Source organism: Shewanella algae (assembly GCF_009183365.2).
GTDB classification, from domain to species: Bacteria; Pseudomonadota; Gammaproteobacteria; order Enterobacterales; family Shewanellaceae; genus Shewanella; species Shewanella algae.
Genome location: NZ_CP068230.1, coordinates 4836185 through 4853593, shown reverse-complemented (window position 1 = coordinate 4853593; position 17409 = coordinate 4836185). Strand labels below are relative to the sequence as shown.

Below are 17409 nucleotides of genomic sequence, written 5' to 3'. Positions count from 1 at the left end.
TTTTTAATCAGTCCCAAGTTTGGAACCCGGGAGCTTATTTTTGATTTCAGTCGTAATACCCGCCAAAGACGAAGCCGGCAATATAGGCCCTCTCATTAATGAGATCTGTCAGGCCTTGGCAACGACAACCCCTTTTGAAATTCTGGTTGTAGATGATGGCAGCAGCGATAGTACTGCCGACGAAGTGTTGCAAACTGCAAAGCAAAACAGCTGTGATGCCAGAGTTATTCGCCATAAACGCAGTACAGGCCAGAGCACGGCTATCTGCACAGGTGTGCGCGAGGCCAAAGGGGAATATATAGTGACCCTAGATGCCGATGGTCAAAATGATCCTGCCGACATTCCCGCCATGATCCGGCTGATCCCGGAAATGAACAGTGCTGATTTTTGCATCGCTGGTTATCGAAAGCACCGTAAAGATACGGCTTGGAAACGCTTTCAATCCCGTTTTGCCAACAGGGTACGCGATGCCTTATTGCACGATGGCGTTCCGGATACCGGCTGTGGTCTTAAGCTCTTTCCGCGAGCCAGTTTTCTGAAACTCCCCTATTTCAACCATATGCATAGGTATATTCCGGCGCTTATCCGACGTATGGGCGGTGATGTGCGGATTTCTGTGGTTAATCACAGAGACAGACAAGCCGGTATTTCCAAATATACCGCCTGGAATCGACTCTGGGTGGGAATCGTCGATATCCTCGGGGTGATGTGGTTGATTCGCCGGGCCAAAATTGCCGAGATAGACAGCATTGAATACAGCCGCCGGGACTAAACTGAAGCGCCTGCTAAAGACGCTGTTGCTGATATCCGTCTTGCTTGGGCTGATGTTGGCCGTTCAGGCCGGCTGGTTTGAGCATCTCACCGACAGTAACTGGGTCGCTAACTTTATTCACCGCCAAGGGCCTGCCGGAGTGGCGTTACTGTTTGCTGTCGGCGCTCTGTTTACCGCAGTGGGTGGCCCGAGGCAGATCATCGCATTTGTTTTCGGCTTCGCGCTTGGTGGTGCAGTGGGCGCCCTGTTTTCCACCTTTGCCGCCTTGGCGGGTTGTCTCCTCAGCTTTTATTGTGCCCGTTTGACGGTGCGCGAGTTTCTACAGAAGCGCTTTGGGTCGCGGCTGCAACGTTTTGAACGGCTGATCATTCATCGCACCTGGCTTAAAGTCTTAATGATCAGGCTGTTACCTGTTGGCAGTAACCTGTTGACCAATCTCTTTGCCGGGGCAACCCGGGTGCCTGCCGGCGGTTTCTTAATCGGCAGTTTCATCGGCTACCTGCCGCAGATGCTGATCTTTGCCTATGCGGGAGCCGGCCTGGGGTTGTCCGATCAGTATCAACTCGGGATCAGTCTGGTGTTATTGCTGCTTTCCAGTGCCATAGGAACTTACCTTTACCGTAATCGCCAGAGTCGTCAGGTGGATGATTTACTCTCCGATAAACAGGGGCTTTGATGAATTGGCTGCGTAGCTACTTTGACAGTGATGATTACACCAGAGTGTTTTGGGCACTGTTCTGGCTGACCCTGCTTATCATGTTGTTGGGAATAGGATTCCGCTCTCCCTGGCCTGCCGACGAGCCTAGATTTGTCGAAGTCGCCAGAGAGATGGTCAGCAGCGGTCAGTGGTTGTTTCCCAGCCGTGGTGGCGAATTCTATCCGGACAAGCCGCCGGTTTTCATGTGGGCCATAGCGCTTTGTTATGCCCTGATTGGTGACCTCAAGCTGGCTTTCTTACTGCCCAATGCCCTGTGTGGTTTGCTGACAGTGATGCTGGTCTATGATTTGGGCGCCAGGTTGTGGAATGTTCGCACCGGGCGCAACGCCGCTCTGCTGCTGCTGTTGGTGCCGCAGTTTTTGATGCAGGCCAAGAATGCCCAGATAGATGCCATGGTGATGTGCTGGATAACTTTAGGGTGTTATGGCTTGCTGCGCCATTTCTTCAAAGGGCCTAGTTGGGGCTGGTACTTTGCCGCCTGGGGCTTTATGGGGCTGGGAGTTATCACCAAGGGAGTTGGTTTTCTGCCCTTGCTGATGTTGTTGCCCTTGGCCCTATACAGTTGGCAAAGGGGCTTGTGGCGAGAGGGTTGGCGCTGGCGGGCGGCATTGGGGCCGGTCGTTATGCTGGCTGTAATTGCGCTCTGGTTGGTTCCCATGGTGTTGACGGTTCAAGCATCTGCAAGCCCGGAACACCTGGCATATATGAACAATATTCTGTTTAAGCAGACGGGTGAGCGTTACGTCAACGCCTGGCATCATATCAAACCTTGGTATTTCTTTGTTTTCAGTGTCATTCCCTGGCTCTGGTTCCCGCTGCCCCTATTGGCATTGGCTTACGGAAAGCGACTCTGGACAGCCATCAAGGCCGACCCCGGCATTGCTGTCTTGCTATTATGGGTCTTGTTGGTGGTGGTGTTTTTCAGCATCAGCCCAGGTAAGCGTAATGTCTATATTTTGCCGGCACTGCCGATGGCCGCGCTGGCCATTGCAGCAGCACTGCAGGGAGCACAGTTGTGTCTATGGTTTGAGCGCCTGGTTTCCGCCTTGCTGTGGTTGCTGGGGGGGCTACTGCTGGCTCTGGGCGTGCTGGCATTGCTGCACCATCCCAAATTGCTTGAGAGACTGGCTGATTATACCGATGATCTCACAGGTATTGGTTACCTGTTTATGGTGCTCGGTTCCTCCTGGCTTATTTTGCTCTGGTGGTTAAGGAAACAGCCTTCGCTGCTCCGCTCCGGCGTGGTGACTATTCTTGGTTGGGCCTTGGTCAGTAGCTGGGGCTATCTGTTGCTCGATGGGATACGTACTCCCAAGGCCTTGATGCAGCACACGGCCGAGGTAATAGGTGAAGATGCCGAGCTTGGACTGATCCGCTTTAAGGAGCAGTTTATTCTGTTTTCTCCCATGAGTATTACCCACTTCAGTTATCTGGCTTCCACTGCCGAGCAGGAGCGCAGGGCCTGGCAGTGGCTGCAACAAGGTAAGCAACGTTATCTCCTGGTTCCCGGTGAGGTAACGCTTGAATGCTTTGATATGAGCAAGGGCCAGAACATGGGCACGGCCCACAGAGAGGAGTGGTATTTACTTGGGGCTTCGGCGAGTTTGCCCGAGTGTCAGGCCCCCAAGACCATGGTCAGTTACCACACGCCGCACCCGGGACAGTGGATGCGGGAGTGATTGTGCTTCAGCGTGTCTGGCACAGGCTGCAAAACACTGTGGTGCGCTGTCCCAGGCGTATTTCGGATAACAGATGGCCGCATTGGGTACAGGTTTCCCCACCGCGGCCATAGACATGCAGCTTCTGGGCAAAGTAACCCGGTTTACCTTCGGCATTGGTAAAGTCTTTCAGTGTGGTGCCCCCCTGCTTGATTGCCTGGGCCAGGATCAGCTTTATCTCGGCGACCAGCACTGTCAGCCGCTCTTTATCCACTTTACCGGCCTCGGCCTGCGGGTGGACCCCGGCGGCAAACAGGGCTTCGTTGGCATAGATATTACCGACACCCACCACAATGGCATTGTCCATCAGACAGAGTTTTATCGCCTTCTTCTTGCCCTTGAGCGCCGCGTGTAGTTGCTCGACATTGAAGGCATCCGTTAAAGGTTCGGGCCCCAGTTTGGCCAGCAGCGGATGAGCCGTTTCCGGCAACTCGCACCAGAGCCAGGCACCGAATCTGCGCGGATCGTTGAACCTCAGCACCCGGCCGTTTTCCAATTCCAGATCTATATGATCGTGTTTCTCAGCCGGTGTGCTACGGGGCAAAATCCGCAGGCTGCCGGACATCCCAAGATGCACTATGCAGGTACCGGCATCTGTATCCAGCAGCAGGTATTTGGCGCGGCGACGCACGGCTCTGATGGTCTGTCCTATGATATTGCGGGCCGTTTCGGGTACCGGCCAACGCAGCGAAGGATTACGAACGATAAGGTTACTGACGGTCTGATCAACAAGATACGGCGCAACCCCGAGGCGGGTCACTTCCACTTCCGGCAATTCTGGCATAAGGCTCTCTGCTCTATCAGCTTGTGGATACACTCAGCAGAGGTACAACACCACTTCTGAGGCTGGGGGGAATAAGATACCAGTTCCCGGCGGCAGATTTAAGCAGTCCCTGATGGGGATAGAACAGCCAAAGTTGTGGCTCGGCAGCGCCGCTGACTTTCAGCAGCAACTCTCGTGGTCGCTCATCTTGGGTGAGTTCTGGTTTACTTGCCAATGGTGATACCCGAATACTGAGCCAGGCTTGACTCCAGTCGGCACAATTGAGCACCTTGGGATCACACTGCCATTGGCCATTGGCGGCCTGTGCCAGCCAGATCCCGCCCAGTTGCAGCTGCTGCAGTTCAGTATTGCTGTCAAACAGCTCGCGGGTATCGGGCACCGAGTTCATGCGTTTATCCAGCAAGGTCAGTACCGACACCATCAGAATGGAGGCCAGAATAATGATGTTATTCCACTGTTTGCGGGTCAGTGCCATGGGCAAGAATGTTTGGTTGAGGTCGAATCGCCAGTGTAGCACGGTGGCAGGTATCAGCCACCCGTGCTGTTCATAAACCTCAGGATCTGCACCTGATTGGGATCATCGAAGTGATGCTCTTTGGGTTTGCGCTGAATCGCCTCGAAGATAGCCTGCTTCAATACGTCTATATCACCAGGATGGCTGCGGATGATCTGCTTCAGATCCAGTGAGTGTTCATTCCCCAGGCACAGTAGCAAGCGGCCTTCGGCCGTGACTCTGACCCGGTTGCACTCATGGCAAAAGTTATGGCTGTGGGGCGAAATAAAACCTATATGGATAGGGCTGTCGGCCATGCTGTAGTAACGTGCCGGGCCGCCGGTACGCTTGGATGACAGGCTCAGTGGCCAGCGTTGATTGATAATTTCTCTGACATCACTGCTGCTCATGTGCCTTGGCAGAGAACGCTCTTCCATAACACCCAGAGGCATCTCTTCGATAAAGGCGATGTCCAGCTGCTTTTGACGGCAATATTCCAGCAGATCGATAATTTCGTTTTCGTTGCGGCCCTTGAGGATCACGGCGTTGATCTTGATCTTGTCAAAGCCGGCCGCCTTGGCGACATCTATGCCCTTGAGCACCCGCTCCAGCTTGCCGTTACGGGTCAGGGTGGTGAAGAGTTCGCTCTTTAGGGTATCCAGGCTGATATTGAGGCGGTTCAAGCCAGCGGCTTTCAGCGCCGGAGCCAGCTTGGCCAGCCTGGAGCCGTTGCTGGTCATGGAAAGATCCTTGAGCCCGGGTAGTGCCGCCAGCTGCGCCACCAAGCGGTCACAGTCGCTGCGTACCAAGGGTTCGCCGCCGGTGAGGCGTATCTTGCTGACGCCAAGCTCGGTAAAGGCGCGGCCAATAAAGGCCAGCTCCTCCAGGCTCAATACCTGTTCCCGCTCCAGAAAACAGGGGTCTTCACTCATGCAATAGATGCAGCGAAAATCACACCTGTCGGTAATGGAGAGGCGCAGATACTCTATTTTGCGGCCAAAGCCGTCACTCAGGCTGTTCAAGGGCAGGCTCAGAGCAGGTCTGCAAACGGGTGTACATAGACGGTTTCACCCGCCTCTATGCGTTCATCTGCCTCGCCGATAATCACCAAACAGTTGGCCTTGACCATGGAGTTGAGCATGCCTGATCCTTGGGCACCGGTTGTGCGTACGTGCAATTGGCCGTCATCTCCCAGGGTCATGATGCCGCGGCTGAATTCGGTGCGGTCGCTGCGGCTGCGCATGGCTTCATCGGCAATCGCCGGCAAAAGTCTTGGCTGCCAGCTTGGTTCGCCGGCCAGTTTACGCAATGCCGGTTGAACAAACATCAGGAAAGAGACCATCACGGCCACAGGATTGCCGGGCAAGCCGAAGAACAATGTTTGGTCTATCTTACCAAACGCCAAGGGGCGTCCCGGGCGCATATTGATGCGCCAGAAGTTGATTTCCCCCAGCTTGGCCAGCACTGTCTTGATATAGTCGGCATTGCCGACAGACACCCCGCCCGAGCTGATGATCACATCGGCCTGAGTCGCCGCCTGGCTCAATGTTTGGCTCAGAACCGCTTCCGAGTCTTCGATGATCCCCAAGTCCAGCACTTCACAGCCCAGACGTTTGGCCATCGCCTTGATGGTATAGCGGTTGGAGTCGTAGATGCAGTTGGCCTTGAGCTCTGTGCCGGGTTGGCTGACTTCATCGCCGGTGGAGAATACGGCAATTCTGGGGCGGCGCTTGAGGGGCATCTCAAACAGTCCCAGCGAAGCCAGCAGGCCTTGCTCGGCAGCGCCCAAACGAGTGCCACTGCCCAGGGCAACGGCGCCTTGGGCTATATCTTCACCCGCCAGACGAACGTGCTGGCCGCGGTAGATCTTGCCACTGAAGCTGACCTTGCCATCGGTTTCGGTGGCAAGCTCTCTGGGTTGAATGGTATCTGCACCCAGAGGAACCGGCGCACCTGTCATAATTCGTACCGCTTCACCCGGCTGCAACTGGCCAGAATATTGATGACCGGCCAGCACTTCTCCTTTCAGTTCAAAGGATTGTGACATGTTGTCTTGAAACGCGAAGGCGTAACCATCCATTGCCGAGTTGGTCTGCTGCGGTACGTTCACCGGTGATATGGCATCCTGGGCCAGAATACGATTGTCGGCTTCATCGAGTATCAACAGCTCTGTCTCTGTGACGGGTTTGACTTGCTCCAGAATATGGTCGATGCCCTGACGTACCGACAGATTCTGTTCACTGCCGAGCTCACAGGCGCTTAAGGGCAGGGCTCTTGCTGCAGAGGGCTTGGATTCGGGGCGATAATCGCGAACATACTGCTGCACAAAGTCAGCAATTTGCGCCACATTGTTGAGATCCAGGCGGCGGATCTCTCCCGGCAACTTGGTTTCATCACAGCAGGCGATTGCGAGGATATTGGGATCCTCGGTATGGATAAAGGGTTTGCCATGGGCGGCTCGGTGTAATTCAATTTTGGGCAGCGCCAGTTTCTTGAAGCCTTCCACCAACACCAGATCGGCCTTGTCCTGTTCCAACTGACCGAGTAGATGCAGCAGGTCCGGATCTCTGTCCAGCGGATCTTCCGTCATCAAGGCCCAACGCACATGGGAGGCCACCAACATCTGTCTGGCGCCGGCCTTGCGCATCTCATAGCTATCTTTGCCCGGCTCATCAATATCAAAGTTGTGATGAGCGTGTTTGATCACTGCCAGTCTCAAACCACGACGATTCAGCTCAGGGATCAACTGCTTCAACAGTGTGGTCTTGCCTGTGCCGCTGTAGGCACAGAAGCCCAACACGGGAATGGACAGGGGATTGGTAAAGACAGTGCTCATAAAAACCTCTTAAGCTTGGGATATTTCCGCCGCGAGTTGTTGTTTTTGTTCGTTGGTATTGACGTTAATAAAGGCGCTGGGTTGATCGGCGAATGATTCAACCACTACCGGGTGTTCACTGTACCAGAGATCGATACGGCGCCTGCCGGAATCGAGAAAGGCCTGCATCGAATCCCTCACCGTCGGTTTGAGCAGCATAACCACCGGCTGCTCCCGCTCGCCGTCGGATGCCACGGCGAGATCCGCCTCTGACGCCTGCAGCTTTTGCGCCATACGCTCGACCAGGTCTTTGGGCAGCAAAGGGCAGTCGCAGGGCACCACCAACAGCAGATCGGCATCTGTCTTATCCAGGGCGCTGATCATTCCCGCCAACGGCCCGGGATAACCCTGTTCCAGGTCGGCAATGACAGGAAAACCGAACTCAGCATAACGTGTTTGATTGCGGTTGGCGTTGATCAGGATCTGATTCACCTGAGGTTTTACCCTGTCGATAACATGGGCAATCATGGGGCGCCCCAGCAGGTCCACCAGGCCTTTGTCTTCTCCGCCCATACGCCTGGCCATGCCTCCGGCGAGTATCACCGCATCAATGCGCTGCGACATAGTTGTTCTCCTGCAGTTCTTCCGTGGCCAGAGTCAAATTGGCTGAGGTTGTCAGTTGTTGTGATTCTATATGCCAATGTTGGTGACAAAGTGCCGTTAGTTCTGAGTGCTGGTGGCTACTGATAAGCAGTCCTGTGCCTTGTTGCTTCAATTCGGCAATCATAGCAAAAACGGTTTGCTGCGATGCCCTGTCCATATTGGATATGGGTTCATCGAGCATGAGTAACTTGGGTTTCAACAGCCAGGCTCTGGCCAGTGCCAGCCGTTGCCGTTCACCGCCGGACAGAGTTGAGGCGTTGGTCTTGAGCAGTTGCCCCAACTGGGCATGTTCTATCGCGCTTTGCATCCTAGTGTGCTGTTCGGTCTTATCCAGGCTGCTGTATTTCTGCGCCAGTTGCAGATTGTAGCTGACATTGCCTTCAAACAGGTACGGGTGCTGATGCAGGTAAATAGCCTTGCCGAGCAAGGTATCGCGTCGCCACCAGGGCGCAGCTGGAAATCCTTGGGTATAGATGGTACCGGCACTGGGTTTGAGTAAACCGGCCAGCAGCTTCATCAGAGTGGTTTTGCCGCAGCCATTATCACCTTGCAGATAGATGACCTCGCCCTGGCAAAACTCCAGTTGCCGGGTGCGAAATAACAGGCGTTCACCAAAACGCATCTCTAGATCTTGGGCTATCAGCTTTATCATCAAGCGTCCTAATGGCTTCTGGGATTGGCCCTGCCACGCAGAGTACCCAGAGCAAAATTCAGTATCAGTGCCAGCACCAGCAGCACCAAGCCAAGGGCTATCGCCTGGGCAAAGTCGCCTTTACTGGTTTCCAGTGAAATCGCGGTGGGAATGTTACGGGTGACATGGGCTATGTTGCCACCAACCATCATGGAACAGCCGACTTCAGTAATGATACGGGAAAACGCGGCGATAATCGCCAGTAACAGAGGTACTCTCAGCTCGCGGCAAACCACCCAGATGGCCGAGGTCCAACTGGCGCCCAGAGTTCGGCTGGTTTCCCAGGCGCGGCGGTCGACACTGGTGAAGGCGGCATGGCTCATGGCTATCAGTACCGGGGCGCAGATCATCATCTGCCCGAGGATCATCCCCTTCTGGGTAAAGAGCCAGCGAAGATCACCCAGAGCACCGTTACGGGTCAGCAGTAAATAGGCCAACAGGCCTACCACCACAGTGGGAATGGATTGCAGGGTTTGCACCAGATTGGTTACCAGCCAGCGGCCGGGGAATTGCACAAACGCCAGGGCGAACCCCAGTATCATGGACGGTAGCAAGGTGATCAGCAGCGCCGCGAAAGATACCGAGAAAGAGACGGAGATAATAGACCAGACTTCAGGGTCTCTGGAAAACAGCAGGCCTAGGGCCTGCTGTATAAGGGCTAACCAGCCTTCACTCATTTGCCGTAAGTTGCCTTGAACAGTTGTTCGCCTTGAACTTTATAGCTGTTGATCATGCTTTGTGCTTCTTTGCTAATCAACCAATCACTGAAGGCACGTGCACCTTTGTGATTCAGATCAGGGTATTTGGCAGGGTTGATCAGGATAACCTGGTAAGGGTTGGCCAGAGTGGCACCGCCGTCGAAGTCGATACCCAGGTCCAGTTTGGCTTTGTAAGCCACGAAAGTACCACGGTCAGACAGAGTGTAACCTTGCAGTTCGTTGGCCATCAGCAGGGTTTTGCCCATACCTTGACCTACAGAGGTGTAACCTTTGAAGTCTGGAGTCACGTTGGCGGCTTTCCAGATGATCAGCTCTTTCTTGTGAGTACCTGAGTCATCACCACGGGATACGAAAGGGATGCCTGACTTGGCGATTTTGGCGAAGGCTTCTTCGGCATTTTTGCTGTCACGGGCCTTGGCAGGGTCGTTCTTGGGGCCAAGGATAACAAAGTCGTTTTCCATGATGCCGCGAGGCTCAACACCGAAACCGTCGGCGACGAACTTGGCTTCTGCGCCAGGAGCGTGAGTCATCACCAGATCCACATCACCCTGAGAACCCAGTTTCAGAGCCTTACCTGTACCTGTGGCAATCACTTGTACCTTATAGCCTGATTCAGATTCAAATTTTGGCAGCAGGTAACCCAGCAGACCTGAGTTTTCAGTACTGGTGGTAGTGGCCAGCTTGATGGTTTCCTGAGCGGAAGCCGGGGCAGAGATCATCAGGCCTGCCGCAATGGCAAGACCCAGCAGTTGTTTCAAGTTCAACATTATTGCTCCTTGGCGTGATTTTAATAAGTGGGCCTAACCCATAAGCCTGCGGGCCACGGCCTTGTACTCGCACCCATTAAAGCAATTTGGGTGCCAAAAACGAATGTTTGCTATAAACCGATATTGAGGGATCCAATATGTGAACTGGATCCCAAGCTTGGTAAATAAGTATCAGACAAATTGTCCCAACCGGCTTTTTCTCTGGTTCATAGTGACCAATTTTTACCGTATCAATGATAGAATCTATTTCAATTGAGTCAAAATGTCCTGAAGCCGACAATATGAGCCAGATAGAAAAGCCACTTAAGTCTAAGCCAATGCCTTCTGCCGTGTCCGTGTTGATCGTCGACGACGAGCCCGGTATGCGCAGTTTCCTCAACAAAGCGCTGGCAAAGAAATTTGCCCTGGTAGAAACCGCTGCCAGCATAGAAGAAGCTGAACAACTGCGCAGCCGTTGTCACTTCGATCTGCTGATTGTGGATATACGTCTGCCCGGCCGCTCAGGTATTGAGTGGCGTGAGGCGCTGGATGATCAGGAGCGGCGCTCCGACATCATCTTTATGACTGGCTATGCCGATATGGAAGTGGCGATTCAGGCACTCAGGGCCGGTGCTTCCGACTTCATCATGAAGCCTTTCCATCTGGAGCAGATGATGAAGGCGGTCGACCGCTGCATCGAGCGGCGCTTGCTGAAGCGGGAAAATCTGATGCTGCGCCGGGAAGTGTCCAGTGGCTATTCCTCCACCATCATAGGCAACAGTGATGCCATGATGGAGGTCAAGCGGGTGATAGAGCGGGTGGCACCGACCAATGCGGTGGTGCTTATCGAAGGTGAGTCCGGCACGGGTAAGGAGCTGGTGGCCAGGCAACTTCACCTGCTCAGTGGTCGTCAGGGCCCGTTTGTGCCTGTTAACTGCGGCGCCATCGCTCCCGAGCTGCTGGAGAGTGAACTCTTTGGTCATACCGCTGGCTCTTTTACCGGTGCCAAAGGCAATCGCGAAGGTCTATTCAGCTTTGCCTCCGGAGGCACCATCTTCCTCGATGAGATCGGGGAGATGCCGCTGAAAATGCAGACGGCCTTGCTGCGGGTGTTGGAGCAAAAGGCGATTCGTCCGGTTGGCAGTGAAAAAGAAGTTAATATTGATGTCCGGGTGATAGCGGCAACCAACCGTAAGCTGGCCGATGAAGTGGAAGCCGGGCATTTCCGCCGCGACCTCTTCTACCGTCTCAATGTACTCGACATAGTTATCCCGCCATTACGGGAAAGACCGGATGATGTGGTGGAATTGACCCATCACTTTACCCGCCAGTTGGCCGCAGAGCTCGGGGTGAAAGAGGTGGTCTGGAGCCATGAGGACCTGCTCAAACTGCAGCAACATCAGTGGCCTGGGAATATTCGCGAATTGCGTAACATGATAGAGCGCTGCATTCTGCTGGGTAAACCACCGGCGGAATACTGGAAAGAACAGCCCAAGGCCGAACTGAATGCCCAGCCTGGCTATCCCCACGACTGGGCGCTCAAGGATGTGGAAAAAGACCATGTCACGGCCGTGGTTGACTCCCACGGCGGCAATAAGTCGGCGGCAGCCAGGGTGCTGGGAGTGTCTCGCAAGACACTGGATCGTAAATATAAAGAGTGGTTTGACTGCGAGTCGGAGGTCTGAGCTTGTCACTGTTCAAACGGCTCTTTGGCCTGAGCTGGCAGCAGCTGCAGGCAAAGGTGCGTTATCGCATTCTGATCCTGACTCTGTTGCCTATCTTGCTGACGTTGGTGAGCCTGGTGTTTATCACCATATACTGGAACATCAGCTACACAGGCAAACAGCTGTTTATGAAGGTCAAAGCCGACCTGACAGTGGCCAACAACACACTGGCCGCGGTGCAGGAGCGTCAGGAAAAGCAGCTGGAACATGTGATGCAGTCCTTCGATTTCCAGACCCATTTCCGTTCGATACTCGAAGGTGAACAGCAGAAGCAGAAAGATCTCAATGCTTTTCTGGATCAACAGCGCAAGGCGTTGGATCTCGATTTTCTGCGTCTGGTCAGAATTGCCGATGCTGCGGCCGATCCTGACTTGCGGCAGATGCTGCCCTTGGTTCAGGGGCAAAGCGCCTATTCAGGGCTGATGGTGCTCTCCTCCTCGCGGCTGGCACGAATCGATCCCGAGTTAGCCGAGCGTGCCAAGATCCCGGTAAAAATGACCTTAAGGGCACAAAATCCCGACAGAGAAGTGGAAGAGCGGGGCATGCTCAGTCGCAGCCTGCTGCCGGTAGCCGATGAAAACGGTAAGGTTGGCTGGTATCTGGATGGCGGGATCCTGTTTAATCGCAATACTCGCATCGTCGACCATATTCGCGATCTGGTCTATGACAAAGGCACACTGCCTGAGCGTTCCATAGGCACTGTGACCATCTTCCTCGACAATATCCGCATCAGTACCAATGTGCCTCTGCATTTCTTCCCCAAAGAGGATGAAAATCGCGGCCGGGCATTGGGCACCCTGGTGTCCGAGGAGGTGCGTCAGCAGGTGTTGGTCAAGGGCCAACTCTGGGTCGATAGAGCCTTTGTTTACAACGACTGGTTTATCTCGGCCTATGCGCCGCTGACCGATATTCGTGGTCAGCGGATAGGCATGATCTATTCCGGGTTTTCCGAGTCGCCTTTTATCCACAACTATCTGCTTAATATCATAGAGTTGGGCACCATTTTGATGTTGGTGTTGCTGGTTTCCGGGCTCTTGGTTTATCGCGGCGCCTACAGTTTGTTGCAGCCGATAGAGCGTATTCACCAAGTGGTTAAGGCGGTGCAGTCCGGGCGCAATCTGCGTATCGGCGAGCTGGGACTGGACAGAGACAATGAGCTGGCCAACCTGGCCGAGCAGTTCGACCGCATGCTCGATTTATTGCAGCGCCGCAATGCGCAAATTCAAGCGGCGGCCGAGCAACTGGAGATGAAGGTCGAGGAACGTACCCGTAGCCTGCAGGAAAAAACCGAAGAGCTGCAGCGCAACGTGCAATTACTGAACGAAACCCGTCAGCAGTTGGTGACCAATGAAAAGCTGACAGCCCTTGGGGAGTTGACTGCTGGGATTGCCCACGAGATCAACAATCCTACCGCCGTCATTCTCGGCAATATGGAACTGCTGCGGGTGGAGCTTGGGGATAACGCCGAGCTGGTCGAAGAGGAGATAGATCTCATCATCCAGCAGGTGGGGCGTATCAGCACTATTATCCGCAGCTTGCTGCAGTACAGCCGTCCAGGCGAGTTCAATGCGCCGCTGGAGATGCATCAAATCACACCTATTATCGAAGAGATGCAGCTGTTGGTACGTCACTCACTGGGTAAGCAGGAAGTGGTGTTGTTGCCTGAGCTGAACGCCAGTTATCCGGTGCAGGTAAATCGTCCGCAACTGCTGCAGGTGCTGATCAATCTGGTGGTCAACGCTGCTCATGCTATGGATGGCAAGGGGCGGATCTGGATCCGCACCTATGACTGGGTGGAACAGGACGAACCTGTGGGGATCAAGATAGAGATTGAAGATGAAGGTTCTGGGATCCCGCAAGAGCAGTTGAGTCGGATATTCGATCCCTTCTATACCACCCGTAAGGATGGTACCGGGCTAGGCTTGTCGCTGAGCTACGGTATTATCAAACGCATAGGCGGCACCATAGAGGTTAGTTCGACTGTAGGTAAGGGGACTCTGTTTACTGTCAGTATTTACCATATGGCCAAAGAGGATCAGTCAGGCCCCTATGATGGTTTGCTGTTCGGGTAGGCTCTTGGCTTGGCGTGAAAAAACAAAAAAAGAGCCGGGTAATTAACCCGGCCACAAAGAGTGTGTGAGCAATGTCGTGCTTTGCAAACTCAGGAACACCATAACTCTCAGCGGGTACTGCGGGCCTAAAGCTAAGGATGAGTTTTGGAACGCAAGTTAACGATAATCGTTCTCATTTATGTTTGCAACTATTTTTTGACCTTTGGCGATAAAATTTTCCAGTGCTATTCCTCCTTTCTTGGATGTCCGACCCAAAATCTACCTAACTTATTAATTTTAAATTAGTTTAAATCTAAGGTGCAGGCCGGTAGTCATTGGTAGTTTTGGGGCTAAATCCAGATGGCTGCACCTTCCTTAGTGCCTGACTCCCTCAATATTGGTTTGTAGAGAGGGGCATCAAAATTTAAAAACAGCGGCGAGGGATTAAAATAGTTGGCGGAGAGGAGGAGCATAAAGCTCTGACAATAAGAATCAGCCAAAAAAAGGGCCGGGTAATTAACCCGGCCTAAAAGAGTGTGTGAGCAATGTCGTGCTTTGCAAACTCAGGAACACCATAACTTCAAGCAAATCTCAGTCGACTAGCGGTTAACTGACTCTCAGTTAAGGATGAGTTTTGGAACGCAGAACAAATGATAATGGTTCTCATTTTCGATTGCAACTGTTTTTTGTCTATATTCAAGACAAATTTATCTCAGGCCTCAGATACGATTGTCCCCGGTGCTACAAGCCAAGATACGGCTGATGGCGGCCATGCTCCTACCGCTGCTCTGTTGCCAATGATTGAATACAGCTTGTACCTGGGCCAAGCCGCTCTTTGAGCTGAAGCCTGCGTCCACCAGTTTGTGACTCTTGAGATAGTTTTGAACATCAGTGGTCAACAGGAAGCTGTCTTTACCTATGCCACGCAGAAAATAGGGGCCGGTATTGCCACCCAAGCGTGCACCACGGCGTTTGAGTTCCTGCCACAGTGAGGTGATCTCCTCCACCGGCCAGAGGGCGATATATCGGGCCAGGCTGCCGTGTTCTCTGGCAATATCCTGCACCATGAGCGCGTTATCATAAATGGCCTGGGTCTTTTTCTGGTGGCGAATGAGGCGACTGTCCTCACCTCTGGCCTGCAATTGCTCAGGGGAGAGCATCAACACTTTCATGGGTTCAAAGCCAAAGAAGGCCTCTTCATAGGCCGGCCATTTGTGTTCCACTACCTTCCAGACAAAGCCGCTCTGAAATACCTGTTTGCTGAGTGCTGACAGTAACTCGGCATCTGTATATTCCAGCAATTCTTCTGTGGAACAGACTCTGGGTAACAGGCTCTCCAGTCGCTCGGCGCCGCCTTTGCGATCGCAGGCTCTGGCATAGATGGTGGCAAAATCTTCCGGCTTGCTCATGTGCTTTCCCTTTTGATTGGCTCAATTACTGCTGCACCAGTGTAATACCAATCGGGATAAAGATGGGAGTGATCAATGATGGTTAACAACCAAAGCCCCTCCCAGGCAAAGGGAGGGACTGTGGCACGCGATATCGGGTATCAGGACTGAGTGAGGCTCTGCTCAAACAGGGCCTTAAGTGAACGCCCTGGGCGCCCCAGCAGACGCTCCAGATCTGTGCTTTGCTGCTGATATTCACCATCGGCTATCGCCTTGGAGTTGTTGGCAAACGCCTTGGCCATAAAACCGGGGAGGCCGATCCCGAGGAAAATCTGCTCCAGCTCTGCGACTGAAATGTTTTGCAGCCGAATGTTTTTGCCACTCACCTGCGACAGGTACTGTGCCACCTTGGCCTGGCTCAACAGTTCCGGGCCTGTCAGGGTATAGGTTTGCCCAAGATGGCTGCTTACAGGCGATTCCGATGAGAGAATGCCGGCGATGGCCTCTGCCAGATCGGCCTTCCACACAGGGGCAAACAAACCATTTTCACCGGCATTAAGCATGGTTTCTGTTGCCAGAGTGTGCTCCAACCCGGCCAACTGCAATTCGGCATAGGGACCGTTACGTACCAAGGTGTAAGGCACACCTGAGTGAACTATTGCAGCTTCTGTTGCCGCATGGGTGCGGGCAAAGTCGAATGCCGAGTCCAGGGTCGCCAATTGGAAACTGGTATAAACCAATTGTTCGACAGCGGCGGCCTTGGCGGCGCTGAGCACATTCATGTGCTGCTGCAGTCTCTGATCATTGGGTGCATCACCCGAGATCAATAACAGGCGTTTGACGCCCTGCATGGCTTTCGAGAGTGAAGCCGGGTCACTGTAATCGGCAAAGACCTTCTCTACATCAGCAAACTCGTTCAATTGTTCAGGGTGGCGACTTGCCAATCTCAACTGTTTGGCAGGAACCTTTGCCAATAAGGCTTGGCTGACCAGACGGCCCAATTGACCGGATGCACCTAAGATAAGGATCATGTTTTTTACTCCGTTTTTTACTCCAGTAGGTTTATGGCATCAGTGTATCCCCGTGGCAAAAATTGATAATGAGTGCTTTACTTATCACTTTGGTTATTGAAATTAAACAAAGGTGAGAGATGGATGCGGCACAACTCTATCGTATGTTGGTATTCGCCACTGTAGTGGAACAGGGATCGTTAACGGCGGCCGCAGAAGTGTTGGGGATCAGCCGCTCCATGGTGAGTCAACATTTGAAGAAACTGGAACAGCGTCTTGGCAGCCGTTTATTGCACAGAACCACGCGCAAGATAGGCTTGAGTGAAGACGGTCAGCAGTTCTATCACTATTGTGCCGAGTTGTTGCAGCTGGCCAAGCAAGCCGAAGCCGTGACTCGCCCCAGTGATCAACAGCTACATGGCAGTTTGCGGATCACGGTGCCGGTAGGGATAGGTGAGCTGTCACTGCTGCCCTTGATGGGGGAGTTTCACCAGCGCTTCCCCCATATCCGGCTGACACTGTTGCTGGAGGACAATAAGCTCAATCTGCTGGAGCATAAGATAGATATCGCCATTCAGGCCGGCTGGCCGGAAGACTCTGAATTCAAAGCGATAAAATTGGGCGACTTCGAAGAGTATCTGGTGGCTTCGCCCGAGTATATTAGTCGCCATGGCAAGCCGCTGCATCCGGATAACCTGCATCATCACCAATGGCTGATGCATGCATCGAGTCATTTGCCTCGCAGCTGTACTTTGCACAATAGTCAGGGCGAGCAGTTTCGTATTCGGGTTACTCCCTTTATCAGCTGCAACAGTACCAATGCCATCGCGGCTTTGGCTGCTCAGGGGCTTGGCATAGCCACCTTGCCGGATCATCTGTTGCAAAGGCAATTGGACTCGGGAGCACTGGAACGTCTGTTACCGGATTATCATCTGCGTGAGGGCGGTATCTATGCCATTCACCCTTACCGTGAGGGGATGCCACCCAGAGTCCGGGTCATGTTGGACTTTCTCAAGCAGAAGTTGGGTCAAACAGAGGGGGGATAATGCCTCGCGGCACTCATGGTACCTGTTCACGCCTTCCCTAAGCGGTAGCCAGCAACTAAAGTTAAAGTTGG

Annotated in this window: 16 protein-coding genes; 6 read left to right on the top strand and 10 right to left on the bottom strand. The window is 53.4% G+C overall.

Features of this window, described 5'->3' with window-relative positions; all coding sequences use genetic code 11:
• Positions 1 to 40: 40 nt before the first annotated feature.
• From E1N14_RS21675 to E1N14_RS21665, 3 genes are read left to right on the top strand one after another with little or no spacing between them, the layout of a single operon-like run.
• On the top strand, positions 41 to 772 hold the full coding sequence (locus E1N14_RS21675) for a glycosyltransferase family 2 protein (RefSeq protein ID WP_025009080.1): 732 nt from the start codon (positions 41 to 43) through the stop codon (positions 770 to 772).
• Position 773: 1 nt separating this feature from the next.
• The gene (locus E1N14_RS21670) at positions 774 to 1448 is read left to right on the top strand and encodes a TVP38/TMEM64 family protein (RefSeq protein WP_025009081.1); all 675 of its coding nucleotides are present in this window, start codon (positions 774 to 776) and stop codon (positions 1446 to 1448) included.
• Positions 1448 to 3169: an ArnT family glycosyltransferase gene (locus E1N14_RS21665; RefSeq protein WP_062793657.1), complete on the top strand. Its 1722-nt coding sequence runs from the start codon at positions 1448 to 1450 to the stop codon at positions 3167 to 3169. The genes E1N14_RS21670 and E1N14_RS21665 overlap by 1 nt, the downstream gene beginning before the upstream one ends.
• 7 nt (positions 3170 to 3176) lie before the next feature.
• On the opposite strand, the gene mutM is transcribed toward E1N14_RS21665, so the two are convergent.
• The 8 genes from mutM to E1N14_RS21625 are packed head-to-tail and all read right to left on the bottom strand — an operon-like array spanning position 3177 to position 10140.
• Positions 3177 to 3992 (bottom strand): bifunctional DNA-formamidopyrimidine glycosylase/DNA-(apurinic or apyrimidinic site) lyase, encoded by an 816-nt coding sequence (mutM, locus tag E1N14_RS21660; protein WP_025009082.1) that lies wholly within the window; start codon positions 3990 to 3992, stop codon positions 3177 to 3179.
• 16 nt (positions 3993 to 4008) lie between these two features.
• Positions 4009 to 4467 (bottom strand): hypothetical protein, encoded by a 459-nt coding sequence (locus E1N14_RS21655; RefSeq protein ID WP_025009083.1) that lies wholly within the window; start codon positions 4465 to 4467, stop codon positions 4009 to 4011.
• 53 nt (positions 4468 to 4520) lie between these two features.
• A complete protein-coding gene (gene moaA / locus E1N14_RS21650; protein ID WP_062793658.1) occupies positions 4521 to 5507 on the bottom strand; it encodes a GTP 3',8-cyclase MoaA in 987 nt (328 codons plus the stop codon).
• Positions 5508 to 5515: 8 nt separating this feature from the next.
• Positions 5516 to 7321, bottom strand: coding sequence for a bifunctional molybdopterin-guanine dinucleotide biosynthesis adaptor protein MobB/molybdopterin molybdotransferase MoeA (locus E1N14_RS21645; protein ID WP_062793659.1), 1806 nt, complete (start codon positions 7319 to 7321; stop codon positions 5516 to 5518).
• A gap of 9 nt (positions 7322 to 7330) precedes the next feature.
• A complete protein-coding gene (mobA, locus tag E1N14_RS21640) occupies positions 7331 to 7924 on the bottom strand; it encodes a molybdenum cofactor guanylyltransferase MobA (RefSeq protein ID WP_025009084.1) in 594 nt (197 codons plus the stop codon).
• A complete protein-coding gene (locus E1N14_RS21635; protein WP_044735567.1) occupies positions 7908 to 8615 on the bottom strand; it encodes an ABC transporter ATP-binding protein in 708 nt (235 codons plus the stop codon). Before E1N14_RS21635 ends, mobA begins: the two co-directional genes overlap by 17 nt.
• Positions 8616 to 8623: 8 nt before the next feature.
• Positions 8624 to 9331, bottom strand: coding sequence for an ABC transporter permease (locus E1N14_RS21630; protein WP_025009085.1), 708 nt, complete (start codon positions 9329 to 9331; stop codon positions 8624 to 8626).
• Positions 9328 to 10140 carry an ABC transporter substrate-binding protein gene (locus E1N14_RS21625; RefSeq protein ID WP_025009086.1) on the bottom strand — a complete coding sequence of 271 codons (813 nt, stop codon included), beginning with the start codon at positions 10138 to 10140 and terminating at the stop codon, positions 9328 to 9330. Before E1N14_RS21625 ends, E1N14_RS21630 begins: the two co-directional genes overlap by 4 nt.
• Before the next feature lie 281 nt (positions 10141 to 10421).
• On the opposite strand from E1N14_RS21625, the gene E1N14_RS21620 reads away from it, so the two are divergent.
• Positions 10422 to 11804, top strand: coding sequence for a sigma-54-dependent transcriptional regulator (locus E1N14_RS21620; protein WP_025009087.1), 1383 nt, complete (start codon positions 10422 to 10424; stop codon positions 11802 to 11804).
• A 2-nt stretch (positions 11805 to 11806) separates the two neighbouring features.
• On the top strand, positions 11807 to 13915 hold the full coding sequence (locus E1N14_RS21615) for a sensor histidine kinase (RefSeq protein WP_028780388.1): 2109 nt from the start codon (positions 11807 to 11809) through the stop codon (positions 13913 to 13915).
• 698 nt (positions 13916 to 14613) lie between these two features.
• Here E1N14_RS21615 and E1N14_RS21610 read toward each other — a convergent pair.
• Together E1N14_RS21610 and E1N14_RS21605 are read right to left on the bottom strand one after the other, a co-directional pair.
• Positions 14614 to 15303 carry a DNA-3-methyladenine glycosylase I gene (locus tag E1N14_RS21610; protein ID WP_025009088.1) on the bottom strand — a complete coding sequence of 230 codons (690 nt, stop codon included), beginning with the start codon at positions 15301 to 15303 and terminating at the stop codon, positions 14614 to 14616.
• Positions 15304 to 15443: 140 nt separating this feature from the next.
• Positions 15444 to 16313 (bottom strand): SDR family oxidoreductase, encoded by an 870-nt coding sequence (locus E1N14_RS21605; protein ID WP_025009089.1) that lies wholly within the window; start codon positions 16311 to 16313, stop codon positions 15444 to 15446.
• Between the two features lie 119 nt (positions 16314 to 16432).
• On the opposite strand from E1N14_RS21605, the gene E1N14_RS21600 reads away from it, so the two are divergent.
• A complete protein-coding gene (locus E1N14_RS21600) occupies positions 16433 to 17338 on the top strand; it encodes a LysR family transcriptional regulator (RefSeq protein WP_025009090.1) in 906 nt (301 codons plus the stop codon).
• The last annotated feature ends 71 nt before the right edge of the window (positions 17339 to 17409 follow it).